Source organism: Roseomonas sp. WA12, assembly GCF_054165765.1.
In genome coordinates this window covers 3099891-3116252 of sequence record NZ_CM135108.1, presented here as the reverse complement: position 1 = coordinate 3116252, position 16362 = coordinate 3099891, and the positions used below count along the sequence as shown (strand labels likewise).

Here is a 16362-nt window from a genome sequence, read left to right as displayed (position 1 = left end):
ATTGCTCGCGGCGCCTGCCCTGCTGCCCTTCCTGGCGGCTTCGGGTTGCGCCGCGGCTCCGTCGGCAACAGTCCGGCCGACGGAGGCCCGCATCACCGAATCCCGCACCGTCTGGCGCGATGCCGCCCGCGCGCGCGACATCCCCGTCCTCATCCGTGAGCCTGCCGGCAGCGCCCCCGCGCCCACGGTCCTCGTCTCCCACGGTCTCGGCGGGTCCCGCGAGGGGCTCGCCTATCTCAGCCGCGCGCTCGCCGAGAACGGCTATCTCGCCATCCATCTCCAGCATATCGGCTCCGATGACAGCCTGTGGCGCGGGGGAGGGGACCGCATGGTCAGCCTCGCCGCCGGCGCGCTGAACGTGCAGGCGGCGCTGGACCGGCTGCTGGACGTGAAGTTCGCGCTGAACAACCTGCCGAATCGCGCCGATCCGCAGCGCCTGGCCATCGCCGGCCATTCCTTCGGCGCCTGGACCGTGCAGCACATGCTGGGCGAGCGCCTGCCCGGCGGCGATCGCGGCCTGGGCCTGCCTGACCCGCGGCTGAAGGCCGGCGTGGCGCTCTCCCCCATCCCCGCCATCGGCCTGCCGCCCCGCCTGGCCTATGCGGGGTACGCCGTGCCCATGCTGCACATCACCGGCACCGAGGATCACGGATTCATCGAGGGCATCCGCGCCCCCGCCCGCCGCGCGCCCTTCGAGGGGTCCCGCAACCCCGGCGCGCTGGCCGTGCTGGCCGGCGCCGCCCATGCCTCCTTCGCCGACGAGGCGGAAGCGGGCGGCCGCTACGCCGAAAGCACCTACCACGCCCGTGCGGCCGCGCTTTCCATCACCTTCCTCGACGCCGTTCTGCGCGGGGATGCGGCGGATCGGGCGCTTCTGCGGGGCGGGGCCACGGGGCTGCTCGGGCCGGGCGACGAGTTCGTGGAGCGCGGGCTGTAGGAGGGGCCGGGAAGGTTCGCCTCCCCGGCCTTGCCTCCCGACCCCAACCCGGCCGATTCTCCCGCGCCGGAGGAACAACCATGCCCCGCTACGACCTCGCCGGCCGCGCCGCCCTCGTCACCGGCGCCGCATCCGGCATCGGCCTTGCCACCGCGCGGGAACTGGCCGCGAATGGCTGTGCCGTCGCCCTGAACTTCCTGCCCGGTGACCCGCGCGGCCCCGAAGCCGCTGCCGCCCTGCGCGTGGACGGAGCGATCATCCTCGAGGCCCCCGGCGCCATCGGCGGCGGGGACGAAGCGGCGATGGTGGAGGCTGCCGTCGCCGGGCTCGGCCGGCTGGACCTGCTGGTGAACAATGCCGGCACCCCCGGCGCGGCCCGCACCATCCCCGGCAACGCGCTGGACGAGATCACCGACGCGCTCTGGGACACTATCCTGGACACGAACCTCGTCGGCCTGTTCCGCGTGACCCGCGCCGCCGTCCCGGCCCTGCGGGAAACGCGCGGGGCGGTGGTGAACCTGGCCTCTGTCGCCGGCCTGTCGGGCCGCGGCTCCTCAATGGCCTATGCGGCGAGCAAGGCGGGGGTGATCGCGCTGACCAAGCACCTTGCCCGCGGGCTGGGCCCGGACATCCGCGTGAATGCCGTGGCGCCCGGCGCGGTGGACAGCACCTGGCAGATCGAGTGGACGGAGGCGCAGCGCGCGCAGTCCATCCAGAACTGCCCGATGGGCCGCCGCTGCGTGCCCGAGGACATCGCGGAAGCGATTCTCTTCCTCGGCTGCGCCGGCGCCATGATCACCGGCCAGACGCTGACCGTGGATGGAGGGCTGATCCTCTAGATGGCGCGCGCGCCCCGCCCGAACTTCGCGCTGGAATCCGCCCATTCCGGCCATGTGGCCGGTGTGGATGAGGCCGGGCGCGGCCCGCTGGCCGGCCCGGTCATGGCGGCCGCCGTGATTTTTCCGGTGAAGCCACCGCGCCTGCTGGCCGCGCTGCTGGATGACAGCAAGCGCCTGGATGCCGCGCGCCGCGAGGCCGCCTACGCCGCGTTGCGCGAAGCCCATGCGGCAGGCACCGCCTTCATTGCGTTGGGGGCCGCGAGTGCCGCCGAGATCGGGCGGCTGAACATCTTGCGCGCCACGCATTTGGCCATGCTGCGCGCGGTTTCCCGCCTTCCTGTCGTGCCAGACATGGCGCTGGTGGACGGCAACGCGCCGCCGCGCCTGACCTGCGAGGTGCGCTGCGTGGTGGGCGGGGACGGCCTGTCCCTGTCCATCGCGGCGGCCTCGATCCTGGCGAAGGTGGTGCGGGACCGCGCGATGGCGCGGTTGCACGCGCGGTGGCCCGGCTACGGCTTCGACCGCCATGTCGGCTACCCCACCGCGATGCATCGGGAAGCCCTCGCGCGGCTCGGGCCTTGCCCGCATCACCGGCGCGGATTCAGTCCCGTCGATCAAGCCGTTCTGGCACTTTCTTGACCCGAAACTTGACCGGGCGACTCGGCCATGGGCATGGTGACCCAGGGGTTCGGCCCGGCGCGACGCGGGGGCGTGGCGCCACCGCCGACCTGATGCCGGGGGATATGGCGCGCGTGGGTACGACGGGTCTGGACCTGCCGCTGGACAGCGTCCTGCGCGGGGATTGCATCGAGAGCCTGAAGAGCCTGCCGCCGGCCTCGGTGCACGCCATCTTCGCGGACCCGCCCTACAACCTCCAGCTCAAGACCGAGCTTCGGCGGCCGGATGACAGCCTGGTCGATGGCGTGGATGACGCCTGGGACCGTTTCGACGACCTCGCCGCCTATGACGCCTTCACCCGCGAATGGCTGACCGAGTGCCGCCGCGTGCTGCGCAAGGACGGCACCATCTGGGTGATGGGGTCCTATCACAACGTTTTCCGCCTCGGCGTCGCGCTGCAGGATCTGGGCTTCTGGATCCTGAACGACGTGGTGTGGCGCAAGTCCAACCCCATGCCGAATTTCCGAGGCCGCCGCTTCACCAACGCGCATGAGACCCTGATCTGGGCCGCGCGGGGCGAGGAGAGCCGGTACCGCTTCAACTACGCCGCCATGAAGTCGATGAACGACGACAAGCAGATGCGGAGCGACTGGCTCATCCCGCTCTGCACCGGGCATGAGCGGCTGCGCGGCGAGGACGGGGTGAAGCTGCACCCCACGCAGAAGCCCGAGGCGCTGCTGCACCGCGTGCTCCTCTCCTGCACCGCGCCGGGCGATATTGTGCTCGATCCCTTCCTCGGCACCGGCACCACCGCCGCCGTCGCGAAACGCCTGGGCCGTCGCTACATCGGGCTGGAGCGCGACCCCGGCTACGCCGATGCGGCCGAGGCGCGGCTGAAGACAATCGAGCCGCTCTCGGAGAGTGTCGCGTTGACGCTGCCCGCGAAGCGCGAGCAGCCCCGCATTCCCTTCGGCGCGCTGGTTGAGCGCGGCCTGGTGCCGCCCGGTACGAAGCTGTGGGACCGGCACCGCCGCTGGCAGGCCGAGGTGGGCGTGGACGCGACGCTACGCTGCGGCCGCATCGCCGGCAGCATCCACCAGGTCGGCGCCGCTGTGCAGGAGGCGCCGACTTGCAACGGCTGGACCTTCTGGCATGTCGAGCGCCGCGACGGCACGCTGCGCGTCATTGACGAGTTACGCGCGGAGCTGGCGCCTGGGTCCTGATCCGGTCATCGGCCCGCATTGGCCCGGGGCGTTCCGCGGGATAGCCTGATCCTCCCGCTTCGCCGGATACACTGGAATGCGTCCTCTCCTCGCAGCCCTCGCTCTGCTTCTCCTGGCCGGATGTGCCGCGCCGGGGCCTGATCTCTCCGCGGGCCCGCAACGGACGGCCTTGCAGGAGGTCGAGGCCCTTCCGGCCGAGTTCGGGATGTTCCGGCGCAACGGCCCGCTGCTGAACTTCGAGGCCCAGCCGGGCGGGGCCGGGATGGGGGCAGGCGCCCGATATGTCCCCTCTAACGGCGAGCGGATGGCCGTTACTGTCTACGTCTATGATCGCGGTCGAAGCCGCGCACCCGAGGGAGCCGGCAGCCCCGAAGTGGCTGGGGAACTCCGCAATTCCGCGGCGGAATTGACTGTCGCTGCGCGCGCGGGGCTCTATCGATCCGTGAAGTCCGAAACGGCACTGACGGTCGGCAAGGCTGGCGTGCCGGAGGCGAGCTGCGCAAACTTCTCCATCGTGCAGCGCGACGGCACGCGCACGGGGGACAGTATCTGCCTGACGATCTGGCAGGGCCGCTTCGTCAAGCTGCGTGTGACCATCTGGAACCCACCCGAATCCGTGCTTGCGGGAACCCTCGCGGCCGCGGTCCTAATAAACGTCCGGGCGATCCTGAGCGGCGAGGGCGCGCCGGGCCCTGGCGCGCGCACCTGAAGACAGGCTTCGGAACGGAGGGCACGGCTCAGGGCCAGCCGACGTCGCCCGTCTCGCCGAAGATCTGGCCGGTCGTGGAGCTCGAGGTCGAGGCCGCGAGCTCCACATAGACCGAGGCCAGCTCCACCGGCTGCCCCGGGCGCTTCATCGGCGCCTCGGCCCCGAATTTCTGCAGCCCCTCCGGCGTCTGCCCGCCTGACACCTGCAGCGGCGTCTAGAACGGCCCGGGCGCCATGCCGTTCACGCGGATGCCCTTGTCGATCACCTGCTTCGCCAGCCCGCGCACGAAGATCATGATCGCGCCCTTGGTGCAGGCGTAGTCGAGGATGTTGGCCGAAGGCGTCTGCGCGTTGATCGAGGTGGTGCAGATGATCGCGGAGCCCGGCTGCAGATACGGCATCGCCGCCTTCACGATCCAGAACATCGCGTAGACATTGGTCTTCATCGTTTTGGTCGAGCTGCTCGGTGCTGATATTCATTAGCGAGGTCTGCGCGTGCTGGTAGGCCGCGTTGCTCACCAGGATGTCGAGCCCGCCCAACTCCTGCACGGCACGCTCCACCAGGCTTTGGCAGAAGGCCTCGTCGCGGAGGTAGCCGGGGATCAGCACCGCCTTGCTGCCGGCCTGGCTTGCTCCGGTCGGGGCTGCTCCGGTCTGGGCCGCGGCGGGTATTGCGACCGCTGCGGCGATGCCGCTGGCCGCGACACCGCGCATAAGGTCGCAGCGGGAGGAGGACGTGTCACCGGTTACGGCGAAGGCTTCGGAAGGTGGGGGTTACGTTCTGTAGAACGGACTTAACGTCCAGGATTTAAGCCCGGGGCGCAAGACGTCCCCGCTAGGGGCCGCTTCGGTTTGCGTCCCGACGAATCCGCCCTCAATCTCCGGGCGATCGCGCCGGCCGCAGGGTCGGTGGATGCCGAAGGCCCTCTCGAAGGGCTATGGAAACCAGCAAGGGAAACCGCCCAGATGAAGCGCCGCGACCTGATCCGAACCAGCCTTGCCGCCACCGCGGCCTGCACCCTCGCCGCACCCGCGCTCCGGGCCCAAACCTTCGATCACACGATCCGCATCATCGTCCCGAACGCTCCGGGCGGCACGAGCGACATCCTGGCCCGGCTGATTGCGCCGGAGCTGACGCGCGCTCTCGGCCAGAACGTGGTGGTGGAGAACCGTGCGGGTGCTGCGGGCAATATCGGCGCCGATGTCGTGGCCAAGAGCCCGCCCGACGGCCACACCCTGCTGCTGATGGACGTGACCACCATCGCGACCAACCCGGCGCTCTTTCCCCGCCTGCCCTTCGACAATGCGAAGGACCTCGCGCCGGTCACGATGCTGATCTACGCGCCCTACATCCTCGGCGTCGCCAACACACTGCCCGTGCAGGACGGGCCCGGGCTTGCGGCCTTCGCCAAATCCCATCCGCGCCCGCTGAACGCCGGCAATGCGGGCGTCGGCAGCTCCTCCCACCTCACCCTTATCGAGCTCTCCGACCACTTCGGGAAGGAGATGACGCATGTGCCCTATCGCGGCGGCGCCCCGGCACTGACCGCCGTGGTCTCGGGCGAGGCGGACCTGACGCTGCAGGGCGCCACCCAGTCCCAGCCCTATGCGGTGAACAACCAGATGCGCGCAGTCGCCGTCACCGGCGCGCATCGCCTCTCCACCCTGCCCAACGTGCCTACCTTCCGCGAGCTGGGCTGGCCGGCGGCGGATGCCGGGACCTGGCAGGGGATCATGGTGCAGGGGAACACGCCTGCTCCGCTGGTCGATCGCCTGCACAAGGAACTGGGCACGATCCTGGCCCTGCCGCCGATCGCCGCCCGCCTCGCCCAGCTCGGCGCCGAGCAGCGCACGGACGGGCCGGAGGCCTTCAGGACTTGGCTAACGCAGACCACCGACAACTACACGCGGCTGATCCGCGCCAACAACGTGCGGCTCGACTGAGTCCCGGGCCCGGCGGGGTGGCCGTTGCCGCCCCGCCACCTGCTCACGGCACGGCATCGCGCTGTGCTGCGGGCCCGGCGAAGCCCAGCCGCCAGGCCGCGGGCGCCATGCCCGTGCGGGCGCGGAACCGGGTACGCAGCGTGGCCGCCGAGCCTAGCCCGCTCCTTTCCGCCACCACCTCCATTTTCAGCGCCGTGGTCTCCAGCAGGTCCCGCGCATGGGCCAGCCGTGCCGCGGCCAGCCAGGCGGCAGGGCTCTCACCTGTCGCGTCCCGGAAATGCCGGATGAAGCTCCGCCTGCTCATCCCGGCCTCCTCCGCCATGCGGTCCACCGGCCAGTCCTCGGCCAGTGCGATGCGCATCCGGTCCAGCAGAGGGGAGAGGCGGGAGCCCTCCCGCGCGCCGGGCACGGGGCGGGCGATGAACTGGGCCTGCCCGCCCTCCCGATGCGGCGGAACGACCAAGCGGCGGGCCACCGCATTAGCGGCGGCGGCCCCGTGGTCCCGCCGGATGAGATGCAGGCACAGGTCGATTCCTGCCGCCGTTCCGGCCGCGGTCAGTACCGGGCCGCCATCCACGTAGAGCACATCCGGCACCACCGTGACCGCCGGGTGGCGCGCGGCCAGTGCCTCGGCGTAGCGCCAGTGCGTGGTGGCCCGGGTGCCGTCCAGCAGCCCCGTGGCGGCGAGGACGAAGGCGCCGGAGCAGAAGGAGAGCAGGCGGGCGCCGCGCGCATGGGCCGCGCGCAAGGCCTCAATCAGGGCAGGGGGCACCGGCGCATCCGTGCCGCGCCAGCCCGGCACGATGATCGTGCCCGCCTCGGCCAGAAGCTCCGGCCCACCATCGGTAAGCACCTGGATGCCGCCTGCGGCGCGCAGCGGGCCGGGTTCGATGGCGGCGGTGGCGAAGCGGTACCAGCCCGGCCCCACTTCCGGCCGCGCCAGGCCGAAGACCTCCACCGCGACCCCGAATTCGAAGGTGCACAGCCCGTCATAGGCGAGCGCGACGACCAGGGAATTGGCGGGCGGCGTGGGGCGCGGCGTCTTTGGCACGATCCCGACGGTAATCGGCCCGCGTGCCACTCGCCAGCATCACGTGGGCCGGCCGAGGCTGCCCTTTGGAAGGAGCCCTGCCCATGATCAATCCCGTTACCGCTATCCCCGCCGCCCCTGCCACCGAGGCCAAGGCCCATTTCGCCCGCCGCCTGTCGCTGGAAACGGATTGTTCGGACGTGCAGGCCGGGATGACCGCGGGCGATCCGGGCTTCGTGCTGCTGGATGTACGCGGCCCCAACGCCTTCGCGCGCGGCCATGTCCTGGGTGCGCTCAACCTGCCGCATCGGGAGATGGAGGCGCAGCGTATGGCGGAATGGCCGGCGGGGACGCTCTTCGTCGTCTACTGCGCCGGACCGCACTGCAACGGCGCGGACCGTGCGGCGCTGCGGCTGGCGCAGCTGGGTCGGCCGGTGAAGATGATGATCGGCGGCGTGATGGGCTGGCTGGATGAGGGCTTCAGCCTGGAACAGGGTACCTGAAACAGGAACCGCCCGCCCCGGGATGCCGGGGCGGGCGGTTGGTGTCCGCAGGCGGCCCGGGGATCAGCCCCGGCGCAGGGCCCGCATGGTGGCGAAGGCCAGCGCCGTCTTCACCGCCGTGCCCGGCACGAACAGCAGGAAGCCGGCCATCCACGCCTTCTCGAACCCGACGAAGGAGGAGAGCCACAGCACGCCGGGGATGAAGACCACCAGATGCGCGGCGGTCAGCACAGCCGCCTGCCGCGCCGCGCCACGACCGGCAAGGCCGGCGATCCAGGCGGAGGCCACGAAGCCGAGCAGGAAGCCCGCCGTCGGGCCCATCAGCACCGCGGGGCCACCCGTGGCATGGGCGAAGACCGGCAGGCCCATCGCGCCCTCGGCCAGGTAGAGCAGCACGGCCGCGGCACCCAGGCGCGATCCGCCCAGTGCACCGAGCAGCAGCACGGCCAGGGTCTGCAGCGTCGCCGGCACCGGCCACATCGGCAGGCTCACCTGGGCCGAGGCGGCGAGCACGGCCGAGCCCAGCAGGGCCAGCGACAGGAACCGGATGGCAGCGTGGCGCAGCGGGCGGGCGTCCAGGGCGGGTGCGGTCATCTGTGCGGCGTCCAAATCTCTCGCGGAGAGAGCCTCCGCCCCCTCGCTGTGCCACGTCCGGCGCGGGGCCGTCCAGACCGCGCCGGTGCGATCAGCCCCTGTCGGGTGCGGCCAGGGCCAGCAGGCGCCGCATGACGGTGGGCAGGGCCTTCGCCGCCGCCTCCGGCTCCATCCAGGTGGCGCCGGGAGGGGCCGGCATCTCCGGCGCAGCTGCCTCCGCCAGCAGCATATCCAGATCCATATGGGTGAAGCCGTGCCGCGCAATGCCCGGGCGCAGTTGCCAATTCAGGCTTGGCAGCGGGGCATGGGGCAGGGCCTGCTCCAGCGACCAGGACTCCTCCCGCCAGGGGGCGCCGGGAATTTCCAGCATGCCGCCCAGCAGACCCTTGGGCGGGCGGTGGCGCAGCAGCAAGCGGCCGGCGGGGTCGCGGGCCAGGAAATGCAGACCGTGCTTCAGGCCACGCGCCAATTTGGGCGCCTTCACCGGAAGGGTATCCTGGATGCCCAGGCGCTGCGCGGCGCAATCCCCCCGCCACGGGCAGATCCCGCAGGCCGGGCGGCGCGGCGTGCAGATGGTGGCGCCGAGGTCGAACAGCGCCTGGACGAAATCCGACGGCCGGACCCGCGGCTCGTCTTGTTCCATGAAGCGCGCGGCGGCGGGGCCGATCAGGCGGCGGGCGCCGGGCAGGGGAGCCTGAATGGCCAGCAGCCGAGCCACCACCCGCTCCACATTGCCGTCCACCGGCACGGTCGGGCGGCCGAAGGCGATGGCGGCGACGGCGGCGGCCGTGTAGGCGCCGATCCCCGGCAGGTCCCGCAGCCCCGCCTCGGTATCCGGGAATCCCCCGCGCGCGGCGATCGCCTTGGCCGCCGCGTGCAGGTTGCGGGCACGGGCGTAGTAGCCGAGCCCGGCCCATTCGGCCGCTACATCCTCCCATGGCGCGTCCGCGAGGGCCTGCACATCCGGGAAGCGCGCCAGGAATTGGGCGTAGCGCGGGCCGACGGCCGCGACGGTGGTCTGCTGGAGCATCACCTCCGACAGCCAGATGCGGTATGGATCGGGCCGGGCCGCCGCGGCGCCCAGGCGCGTGTCGATTCGCCAGGGCAGGGTGCGGCGGTGGCGATCATACCAGGCCAGCAGGGGGCCGGCGGGGGGAGGGGCAGGGATGGCGTCGGGCAAGCGGGCAGGGGAGGGCGGGAATGGCGCCGAGGCAAGCCCCCGGGGGACCGGATCAGGGCGGGCGGCGGCCCCGCGCCGGCGCGCCGCGACCGGTGCCGCGCCCGGCAAGCCCGCCACGGGAGCCTCACCCACGCCTGCTCTGCGCACCGTGCCCGAGGATCCGCGCCGCCCCGATCTCGGCCTGCGCTCGCTCGGCGGCTTCATCCCACGCCTGACCCGCCCGGCCTTCAAGAAGCGCAGCCCGGCCGGTGCCCTGCTGATGGCGGACTGGGCGGGCATCGTCGGCCCGGCTATCGCGGCGGTGACGGTGCCGAAGCGCCTGACCGGGGGAACTCTGACCATTGGCTGCTCCGGCCCCGTGGCGATGGAACTGCAGCACCTGGCGCCGCAGCTCATCGGCCGGGTGAATGCGGCGCTGGGCACGGTGACGGTGGAGACGCTGCGATTCGTGCAGCAGGCCCCTTCCAGTCCCCCCGCGGCCCGGCGGCAGGCCGAGGCACCGCTGCCCGATGCGGTTCGTGGCGCGCTGGATACGGTTGGTAGCCCCGAGCTGCGGGATGCCCTGGCAAGATTGGCCCGCGGGGTTTATCGAGCCCGCTGAACCGACACGCCCAAAGACCAGGCCCTTTCAGGGTCCACCCTCAAGGACGGAACTCCGGACCGATGCCCATCGACCGCCGCAACCTCCTCCTCGCCGCCCCCGCCGTGGCGCTTGCCCCTTCCCTGGTGCAAGCCCAGGGCACGCCGGCACCGGGCACACCCGCGGCCGATCCGCGGCTGGGCGACCGCTCGGCCGGCCGGCCGGAGGCGCCGGTGACGGTGATCGAGTACTTCTCCCTCACCTGCTCCCACTGCGCCGATTTTCACAAGAACACCTGGCCGCAGGTGAAGGCGCGGCTGGTGGATACGGGCAAGGTGCGGATGGTGTGGCGGGACTTCCCGCTGGACCAGCTCGCCCTGGCCGGCGCGGTCGTCGCGCGCTCCCTGCCGGCGGAGCGGTACGAGGGGTTCATCAGCGCCCTCTTCGCCTCCCAGGACCGCTGGGCCTTCGCGCGCGGTGCGGACAGCATCGGCGAGATCGCCAAGATCGCGGCACTTGCGGGCATGTCCCGCGCGAAGGTGGACGAGGCGCTGGCCGACCAGGCGCTGCAGCGCGGCATCCTCGAGGGGCGGCTGAAGGCGCAGCAGGAGCACAGCGTGGCCTCCACCCCCACCTTCGTCTTCGGCAACCGCCCGACCCCTGGCGCCCTGACCTATGAGCGCTTCGCGGAGCTGGCGGGCGTCTCCGGCAGCTGATGGACAACAACCCCGTCGAGATGGCCGGGGCGGAGGCCCTGGAGAGCCCGGCGGGAGGGGCGGCGGCCGATCCCGCCGCTCCGGCGCCCATCGGCACGCCCGCCGGGGAGGCGCGGGCTGCCCCTGCGGCTGCCGACTCCGTGGCTGTCGGTTCGACGACGGCCGCGCCCGCGGATGCGGGCGGCCCGGCGGCCAGCGATGGCGTGTTTGCTGAGGGCACGGCCGAGGCTGGCGAGGAGTCGCCTGCCGAGGATGAAGGCCCGCGCAAGCCGCGCACGGCCACGCTCTCGCGCCTGCGCATCGCCGGCTTCAAGTCCTTCGCCGAGGCCACCACAGTGGAGGTGCTGCCGGGGCTGACGGGCATCGTCGGGCCCAATGGCTGCGGCAAGTCGAACGTGGTGGAGGCCCTGCGCTGGGCCATGGGCGAATCCAACGCCCGCCACATGCGCGGCGAGGGGATGGATGACGTCATCTTCGCCGGCACTTCCTCCCGCCCTGGCCGTAACCAGGCCGAGGTGACGCTGAGCCTGGAGGAGGCCGCGGGCCTTGCCCCGCCACCGAATGCCGAGGTGGCAGAGCTGGAGATCACGCGCCGCATCGAGCGCGGCTCGGGCACCGGCTATCGGATCAACGGGAAGGAGACGCGCGGGCGCGACGTCGCCACCCTGTTCGCCGATATCGGCTCGGGCGCGCGCGCCTCGGGCATGGTCAGCCAGGGGCGGGTCTCCGCGCTGATCGGCGCGAAGCCGGAGGAGCGGCGCGGCGTGCTGGAGGAGGCGGCGGGAACAGCCGGCCTTCGCGCCCGCCGGCACGAGGCGGAGTTGAAGCTGCGCCAGGCCGAGACCAACCTCACCCGCGCCGATGACCTGCGCACCCAGCTGGAGACGCAGCGGGAGAGCCTGAAGAAGCAGGCCCGGCAGGCGGCGCGATACCGCAATCTCTCCGGCCTGACGCGGGCTGCCGAGGCGGAGTGGATGGCCTTGCTCGCCGCCCGCGCCGAGGGTCAGCTCCTGTCCTCGCGTCACGCGCTGGAGGCCGCGCGTGCCGCGACCAAGGCCGCCGAGGCCGCGGCGGAAGCCGCCACCCGCCGTGCCCATGCCGCCGATATGGCTCTGCCCGGCCCGCGCGCCGCCGAGGCCCATGCCCGCACCGCGCTGGAGCGCCGCCGGGTGGAGGGCGAGGGGCTCGCCGCCGCCGAGGCCCGTGCCCGCGCCGCGCTGGATGCCGCGACGGGGCGCCTCGCGCAGATCCAGGCCGATCACGACCACGCCGCGACTGTGGTGCATGACGCCGAGATGGCCGAGGCGCGGCTGACGGCCGAGGCGCAGGAGATCGCGGGCGCCCTGGCCGCCATGCCCGCCCGCGCCGAAGCCGCTGCCGAGCGGCTTGCCCTGGCCGAGGATGCCGCCCGCGAGCGCGAGGCGGAGGCCGAGCGCGCGGCCGAGGCCGCGTCGGAGGCCGCCCTGGCCTTCGAGCGGCTGCAGGACGCTCGCCGCGCGGCCGAGAACACCGCCCGCCGCCTGGCCGCGGAGACCGCGCGGCTGGAGGAGGAGCGGGCGAAGGCGCTGGCCGCCAATGTCTCGCCCGAGGCGCTGTCGAGCGCCGCCACCGAGGCGGAGAACGCCGATACCGCCTTGGCCACGGCTCGGGCCGATTTCGAGCGCGCCGAGGGGGCGCGCGCCGCCGCCGCCGCCGCCGAGGCCGATGCCAAGCGCGCCGCCGCCGCCGCCGAGGCTGACGAGGCCGCCGCGCGTGAGGCCGCGCGCGCCGCCGCCGAGCGCGCCCGCCGCGCCGCCGAGGGCCATGAGCGGCTGAAGCGCGAGCATGAGGGGGCGCTGGCCGCCTGCATCCCCGCCGAGCGTCAGGAGGCCGCGCGCCGCGAGGAGGCCGAGGCTGCCCGCGCTGCCGAGACCGCCGCCGAGGCGATGACCGATGCCGAGATGGCCCGTGGGGCCGCCGCCGCCGCGCTTTCGCGCGCGCGCACGGCCGAGTCCGAGGCTGGCGCCACCCGCGCCCGCGCCGCGGCTGAAGCACAGGGCTTGGCCGCTCTGCTGCGCGCCGGGGATGGCGGCACGTCCGCGCCGATTCTCGATTCCGTGGCCGTTCCGCCCGGGCTGGAGGCCGCGCTGGGCGCTGCCTTCGGCGAAGGGCTGGAATCGCCGGCCGATCCGAAGGCGCCACGCCACTGGCGCGTGCTTCCCGCGCTGGATGGGGCGCCATCACTGCCCGAGGGCGCGACGCCCCTGGCCGAGCTGGTGCAGGCACCGCCGGAGCTGGCGCGGGCGCTGTCGCAGATCGGGCTGATCGAGGACGAGGCGCGCGGGCCGGAATTGCAGGGTTTGCTGGCACCGGGGCAGGCGCTGGTGGCACGCAGCGGCGGGTTCTGGCGCTGGGACGGGCATGGCGCCAATCCCGGTGCACCGAGTGCCGGCGCCGAGCGGCTGCGCCAGCGCAATCGCCTGCGCGCGCGGGAAGCGGCGCGGGATGCGGCCGAGGCCGCTTTGGTCACTGCCCGCGCTGAGGCGGAGGCCGCGAGGACGGCCGAGGCCGCGGCTTCGGCGGCGGAGCAGGCCGCGCGCAACACGCGGCGTGAGGCCGAGGCGCGGCTGGGGCGGGCGCGGCAGGAAGCATCGCGCCTCGCGGCCAGCGCGGCCCTGGCCGACAGCCGGCTGAGCGCGCTGGCGCCGGCCCTGGAACGGGCTGCAACGGAGCGCGCCGAGGCGGAGAAGCTGCTCGAAGCCGCGAAGGCGGCCCAGGCCGCCGTGCCGGATGCTGCGGCGGCGCGGGCCGCGCGCGATGCGGCCGTGGCGGCGCTGCGGGGGGCGAGCGCGGAGGAGGAAGCCGCACGGAATGCGCGCCGGGCGGCCGAGAACCGGCTGGATGCGGCCCGCAGCGCGCAATCCGCCCTGGCATCGCGCGCAGCAGCGGCCGAGGGACGGCTTGCGGCGCTGGAGCCGCAGATCGCGCGGCTGGCCGAGCAGCGGGCGGAAGCAGAGACAGCCCGGGCTGCGGTCGAGGAGGCCGGGGCCGGCAACACCGATCCCGAGCAGGCGCGCGCAGAAGCCCAGGCCGCGCGCACGGCGCTGGCCGAGGCGCGGCGCGAGGAGGCGGAGGCTCGTGCAGCGCGGCTGGCGCTGGAAGCCGAGGGCGAGCGGCTTTCCACTCGGCGTACGGCGCTGGAGGAGGAGGAGGCGTCCTGGGCCGGCCGGCGGGCCGATGCGGCCGCGCGCCTGATCGAGCTGCGGGGGCGGCAGGAGGCGGCCGCGATCGAGGCCGCCGCAGCCGCGGAGGCGCCGGAGGAGGCTGCCGCGCTGCTGGCGAGTGCCGCGCGGATGCTGGCCGAGGTGGAGGCCGCGCATAACGAGGCCGCCGCCGCGCTGGCCGCGGCCGAGACGGAGGCGCGGGATGCCGCCGAGGCGCGGCGGCTGGCCGATTCCGCCTTCGCCGCCGCGCGCGAGGCGCAGGCGCGGGCGGATGGCAATGCCGCGCGCGCCGAGGACGAGGGGCGCGGGGTGGCTGTGCGCATCATGGAGCGGCTTGGCCCGGATACGGAGCTGCCCGAGGCGCCCGAGGACCTGTCCGACGCCGCCGAGGAGAGGGCGCGGCGAAAGGCCGAGCGCCTGGCGCGGGAGCGCGAGGAGATGGGACCGGTCAATCTCCGCGCGGAAGTGGAGATGGAGGAGGTGGAAGACCGCCTCGCCAATCTCGAGCGCGAGCGGGACGAGATCGGCCACGCGATCGCCAAGCTGCGCGGCTCGATCGGGCATTTGAACCGCGAGGGACGGGAGCGGCTGCGCGCCGTGTTCGAGCGGGTGGATGGCGAGTTCCGCGCGCTGTTCACGCGGCTGTTCGGTGGCGGGCGGGCGCATCTGGCGCTGGTGGGATCGGACGACATCCTGGAGGCGGGGCTTGAGATCTATGCCGAGCCGCCGGGGAAGAAGCTGTCCTCGCTCTCGCTGCTCTCGGGTGGCGAGCAGGCGCTGACGGCGCTGTCGCTTATCTTCGCGGTGTTCAAGTGCCAGCCCGCCCCGGTCTGCGTGCTGGACGAGGTGGATGCGCCGCTGGACGACGCCAACGTCGAGCGGCTCTGCAACCTGCTGGAGGCGATGACGGAGGGCGGCACGCGATTCCTCGTCGTCACCCACCATCCGCTGACCATGGGGCGGATGCACCGGCTGTACGGGGTGACGATGCAGGAGCGCGGGGTGTCGCGGCTGCTTTCCGTGGATCTCGGCCGCGCCGTGGAACTCGCCGAGGCCGGCGCGGCCTGAACTCCGGCACCGCCGATCACGGGCGTTCATCTTTGGCCAAGATGGGCCGGGTAAGGTCTCCCCAGGGCTGGAAAGGCCCGGGGAGCTCGCGCCGATGCCGTCCGAAATCCGCCATGTCCTGTTTCGGCCGGCCGAGGTGATTGATGCCATCCGCCTTTACCATCAACGCCTCGGCTCCCCCCTGCCGACCGGGACAGTGAGCCGTTGCGGCCCGGAAGCCGACGGGGCAGGGGGCAATGTGCGGTTCCGCATCACCGTGCAGCCGGACCGGACCAGGGATGCACCGCCCTCGGCCGTGCAGGAGCTGATCGAGGTGGTGGTGGAAGGGTCGAACCTGGCGGCGGCCCTCATCCTGTACTGCCGCGAGCGGCAGGTGCCGCTGCCGGCCGGCGCCCATAAGTCCCTGCAATGCTTTGGGGAGCAGGTGGGGCTGGTCGCCACCATGAACACGCGGCTGGAGGTGTCGCAGCAGATCCTGCGTATCTAGCGCCGTCCGGTCCTCTTGCCCTTCGCCGGGGCGCCGCGCCGCGCTAAGGGAGAGGCGCGGGCAGGAGAGGCGGCGTATCATGGACCAGGCGATGCACCCCAGGCTGACCCTCCTCACCCACCCGCTGGTCCAGCACAAGCTGACGCTGATGCGCCGGCGCGAGACCTCCACGGGCGAGTTCCGGTCCCTGGCGCGCGAGATCAGCCTGCTGATGGCCTATGAGCTGACGCGGGACCTGCCGATCCAGCGCGTGCCGATCGACACGCCGCTGGAGCCGATGATGGCGCCCGCCATCGCCGGCAAGAAGCTGTGCATCGTCTCGATTCTCCGGGCCGGGGACGGGCTGGCCTCGGGGATGCTGGACCTCGTGCCCTCCGCCCGCGTCGGCCATGTCGGGCTGTACCGGGACCCGGCGACGCAGCGGCCGGTGGAGTACTACCTGAAGCTGCCCGAGGATGTGGCGGAGCGGCTGGTGATCGTGGTGGACCCGATGCTGGCCACCGGCCATTCGGCCGCGGCCGCGCTGGGCCGGCTGAAGGCGGCCGGGTGCAACAACCTGCGCTTCGCCTGCCTGCTGGCGGTGCCGGAAGGGCTCTCAATTCTGGCCGCGGCGCATCCTGACGTGCCGGTCTATGCCTGCTCGGTCGATCGGGCGCTGGATGAGCATGCCTATATCCGGCCCGGCCTGGGCGATGCCGGGGACCGGCTGTTCGGCACGAAGTGACCGGCCCA

The 16362-nt window shown here is 73.0% G+C and carries 17 protein-coding genes and 1 pseudogene; 12 read left to right on the top strand and 6 right to left on the bottom strand.

The annotated features are described in order from the left end of the window. The first annotated feature begins 1 nt into the window (after position 1). The 5 genes from ACVBD7_RS14985 (at position 2) to ACVBD7_RS14965 (ending at position 4326) form a co-directional block, all read left to right on the top strand. Entirely contained in the window at positions 2-937 is a 936-nt protein-coding gene (locus ACVBD7_RS14985; RefSeq protein WP_458094032.1) for an alpha/beta hydrolase family protein, read from the top strand. Between the two features lie 80 nt (positions 938-1017). After that, complete coding sequence (locus ACVBD7_RS14980; RefSeq protein WP_458094031.1) at positions 1018-1776, top strand: SDR family NAD(P)-dependent oxidoreductase; 759 nt, start codon at positions 1018-1020, stop codon at positions 1774-1776. Next, on the top strand, positions 1777-2415 hold the full coding sequence (locus ACVBD7_RS14975) for a ribonuclease HII (protein ID WP_458094030.1): 639 nt from the start codon (positions 1777-1779) through the stop codon (positions 2413-2415). Between the two features lie 104 nt (positions 2416-2519). Next, positions 2520-3617 carry a DNA methyltransferase gene (locus tag ACVBD7_RS14970; RefSeq protein ID WP_458097708.1) on the top strand — a complete coding sequence of 366 codons (1098 nt, stop codon included), beginning with the start codon at positions 2520-2522 and terminating at the stop codon, positions 3615-3617. Between the two features lie 76 nt (positions 3618-3693). Then, positions 3694-4326 (top strand): hypothetical protein, encoded by a 633-nt coding sequence (locus tag ACVBD7_RS14965; protein ID WP_458094029.1) that lies wholly within the window; start codon positions 3694-3696, stop codon positions 4324-4326. Between the two features lie 28 nt (positions 4327-4354). On the opposite strand, the gene ACVBD7_RS14960 is transcribed toward ACVBD7_RS14965, so the two are convergent. From ACVBD7_RS14960 to ACVBD7_RS14950, 3 genes and pseudogenes are all read right to left on the bottom strand, one after another. After that, positions 4355-4528, bottom strand: coding sequence for a hypothetical protein (locus ACVBD7_RS14960; protein ID WP_458094028.1), 174 nt, complete (start codon positions 4526-4528; stop codon positions 4355-4357). 12 nt (positions 4529-4540) lie between these two features. Beyond that, positions 4541-4771: an SDR family NAD(P)-dependent oxidoreductase gene (locus ACVBD7_RS14955; protein ID WP_458094027.1), complete on the bottom strand. Its 231-nt coding sequence runs from the start codon at positions 4769-4771 to the stop codon at positions 4541-4543. Positions 4772-4841: 70 nt separating this feature from the next. Next, positions 4842-5039: pseudogene (locus tag ACVBD7_RS14950) on the bottom strand (hypothetical protein); the annotation flags it as partial. Between the two features lie 252 nt (positions 5040-5291). Here ACVBD7_RS14950 and ACVBD7_RS14945 point away from each other — a divergent pair. Further along, positions 5292-6269 (top strand): Bug family tripartite tricarboxylate transporter substrate binding protein, encoded by a 978-nt coding sequence (locus ACVBD7_RS14945; RefSeq protein WP_458094026.1) that lies wholly within the window; start codon positions 5292-5294, stop codon positions 6267-6269. 43 nt (positions 6270-6312) lie between these two features. Here ACVBD7_RS14945 and ftrA read toward each other — a convergent pair whose 3' ends face one another. Beyond that, positions 6313-7350, bottom strand: a complete 1038-nt coding sequence (gene ftrA, locus ACVBD7_RS14940; protein ID WP_458094025.1) for a transcriptional regulator FtrA — start codon at positions 7348-7350, stop codon at positions 6313-6315. A 53-nt stretch (positions 7351-7403) separates the two neighbouring features. On the opposite strand from ftrA, the gene ACVBD7_RS14935 reads away from it, so the two are divergent. Beyond that, the gene (locus tag ACVBD7_RS14935; RefSeq protein ID WP_458094024.1) at positions 7404-7802 is read left to right on the top strand and encodes a rhodanese-like domain-containing protein; all 399 of its coding nucleotides are present in this window, start codon (positions 7404-7406) and stop codon (positions 7800-7802) included. 63 nt (positions 7803-7865) lie between these two features. Here ACVBD7_RS14935 and ACVBD7_RS14930 read toward each other — a convergent pair whose 3' ends face one another. Both ACVBD7_RS14930 and ACVBD7_RS14925 read right to left on the bottom strand, forming a co-directional pair. Then, positions 7866-8396, bottom strand: a complete 531-nt coding sequence (locus tag ACVBD7_RS14930) for a biotin transporter BioY (RefSeq protein WP_458094023.1) — start codon at positions 8394-8396, stop codon at positions 7866-7868. Between the two features lie 91 nt (positions 8397-8487). Further along, entirely contained in the window at positions 8488-9576 is a 1089-nt protein-coding gene (locus tag ACVBD7_RS14925) for an A/G-specific adenine glycosylase (protein ID WP_458094022.1), read from the bottom strand. Between ACVBD7_RS14925 and ACVBD7_RS14920 the strand changes: the two genes are divergently transcribed. From ACVBD7_RS14920 to upp, 5 genes are all read left to right on the top strand, one after another. Next, complete coding sequence (locus ACVBD7_RS14920; RefSeq protein WP_458094021.1) at positions 9563-10177, top strand: DUF721 domain-containing protein; 615 nt, start codon at positions 9563-9565, stop codon at positions 10175-10177. The genes ACVBD7_RS14925 and ACVBD7_RS14920 overlap by 14 nt on opposite strands. 62 nt (positions 10178-10239) lie before the next feature. Further along, a complete protein-coding gene (locus ACVBD7_RS14915; RefSeq protein ID WP_458094020.1) occupies positions 10240-10872 on the top strand; it encodes a DsbA family protein in 633 nt (210 codons plus the stop codon). Further along, positions 10872-15143: a chromosome segregation SMC family protein gene (locus ACVBD7_RS14910; RefSeq protein WP_458094019.1), complete on the top strand. Its 4272-nt coding sequence runs from the start codon at positions 10872-10874 to the stop codon at positions 15141-15143. Before ACVBD7_RS14915 ends, ACVBD7_RS14910 begins: the two co-directional genes overlap by 1 nt. A gap of 94 nt (positions 15144-15237) precedes the next feature. Continuing rightward, entirely contained in the window at positions 15238-15630 is a 393-nt protein-coding gene (locus tag ACVBD7_RS14905; protein ID WP_458094018.1) for a hypothetical protein, read from the top strand. A gap of 79 nt (positions 15631-15709) precedes the next feature. Further along, a complete protein-coding gene (gene upp, locus ACVBD7_RS14900; protein ID WP_458094017.1) occupies positions 15710-16354 on the top strand; it encodes a uracil phosphoribosyltransferase in 645 nt (214 codons plus the stop codon). Positions 16355-16362 lie beyond the last annotated feature (8 nt).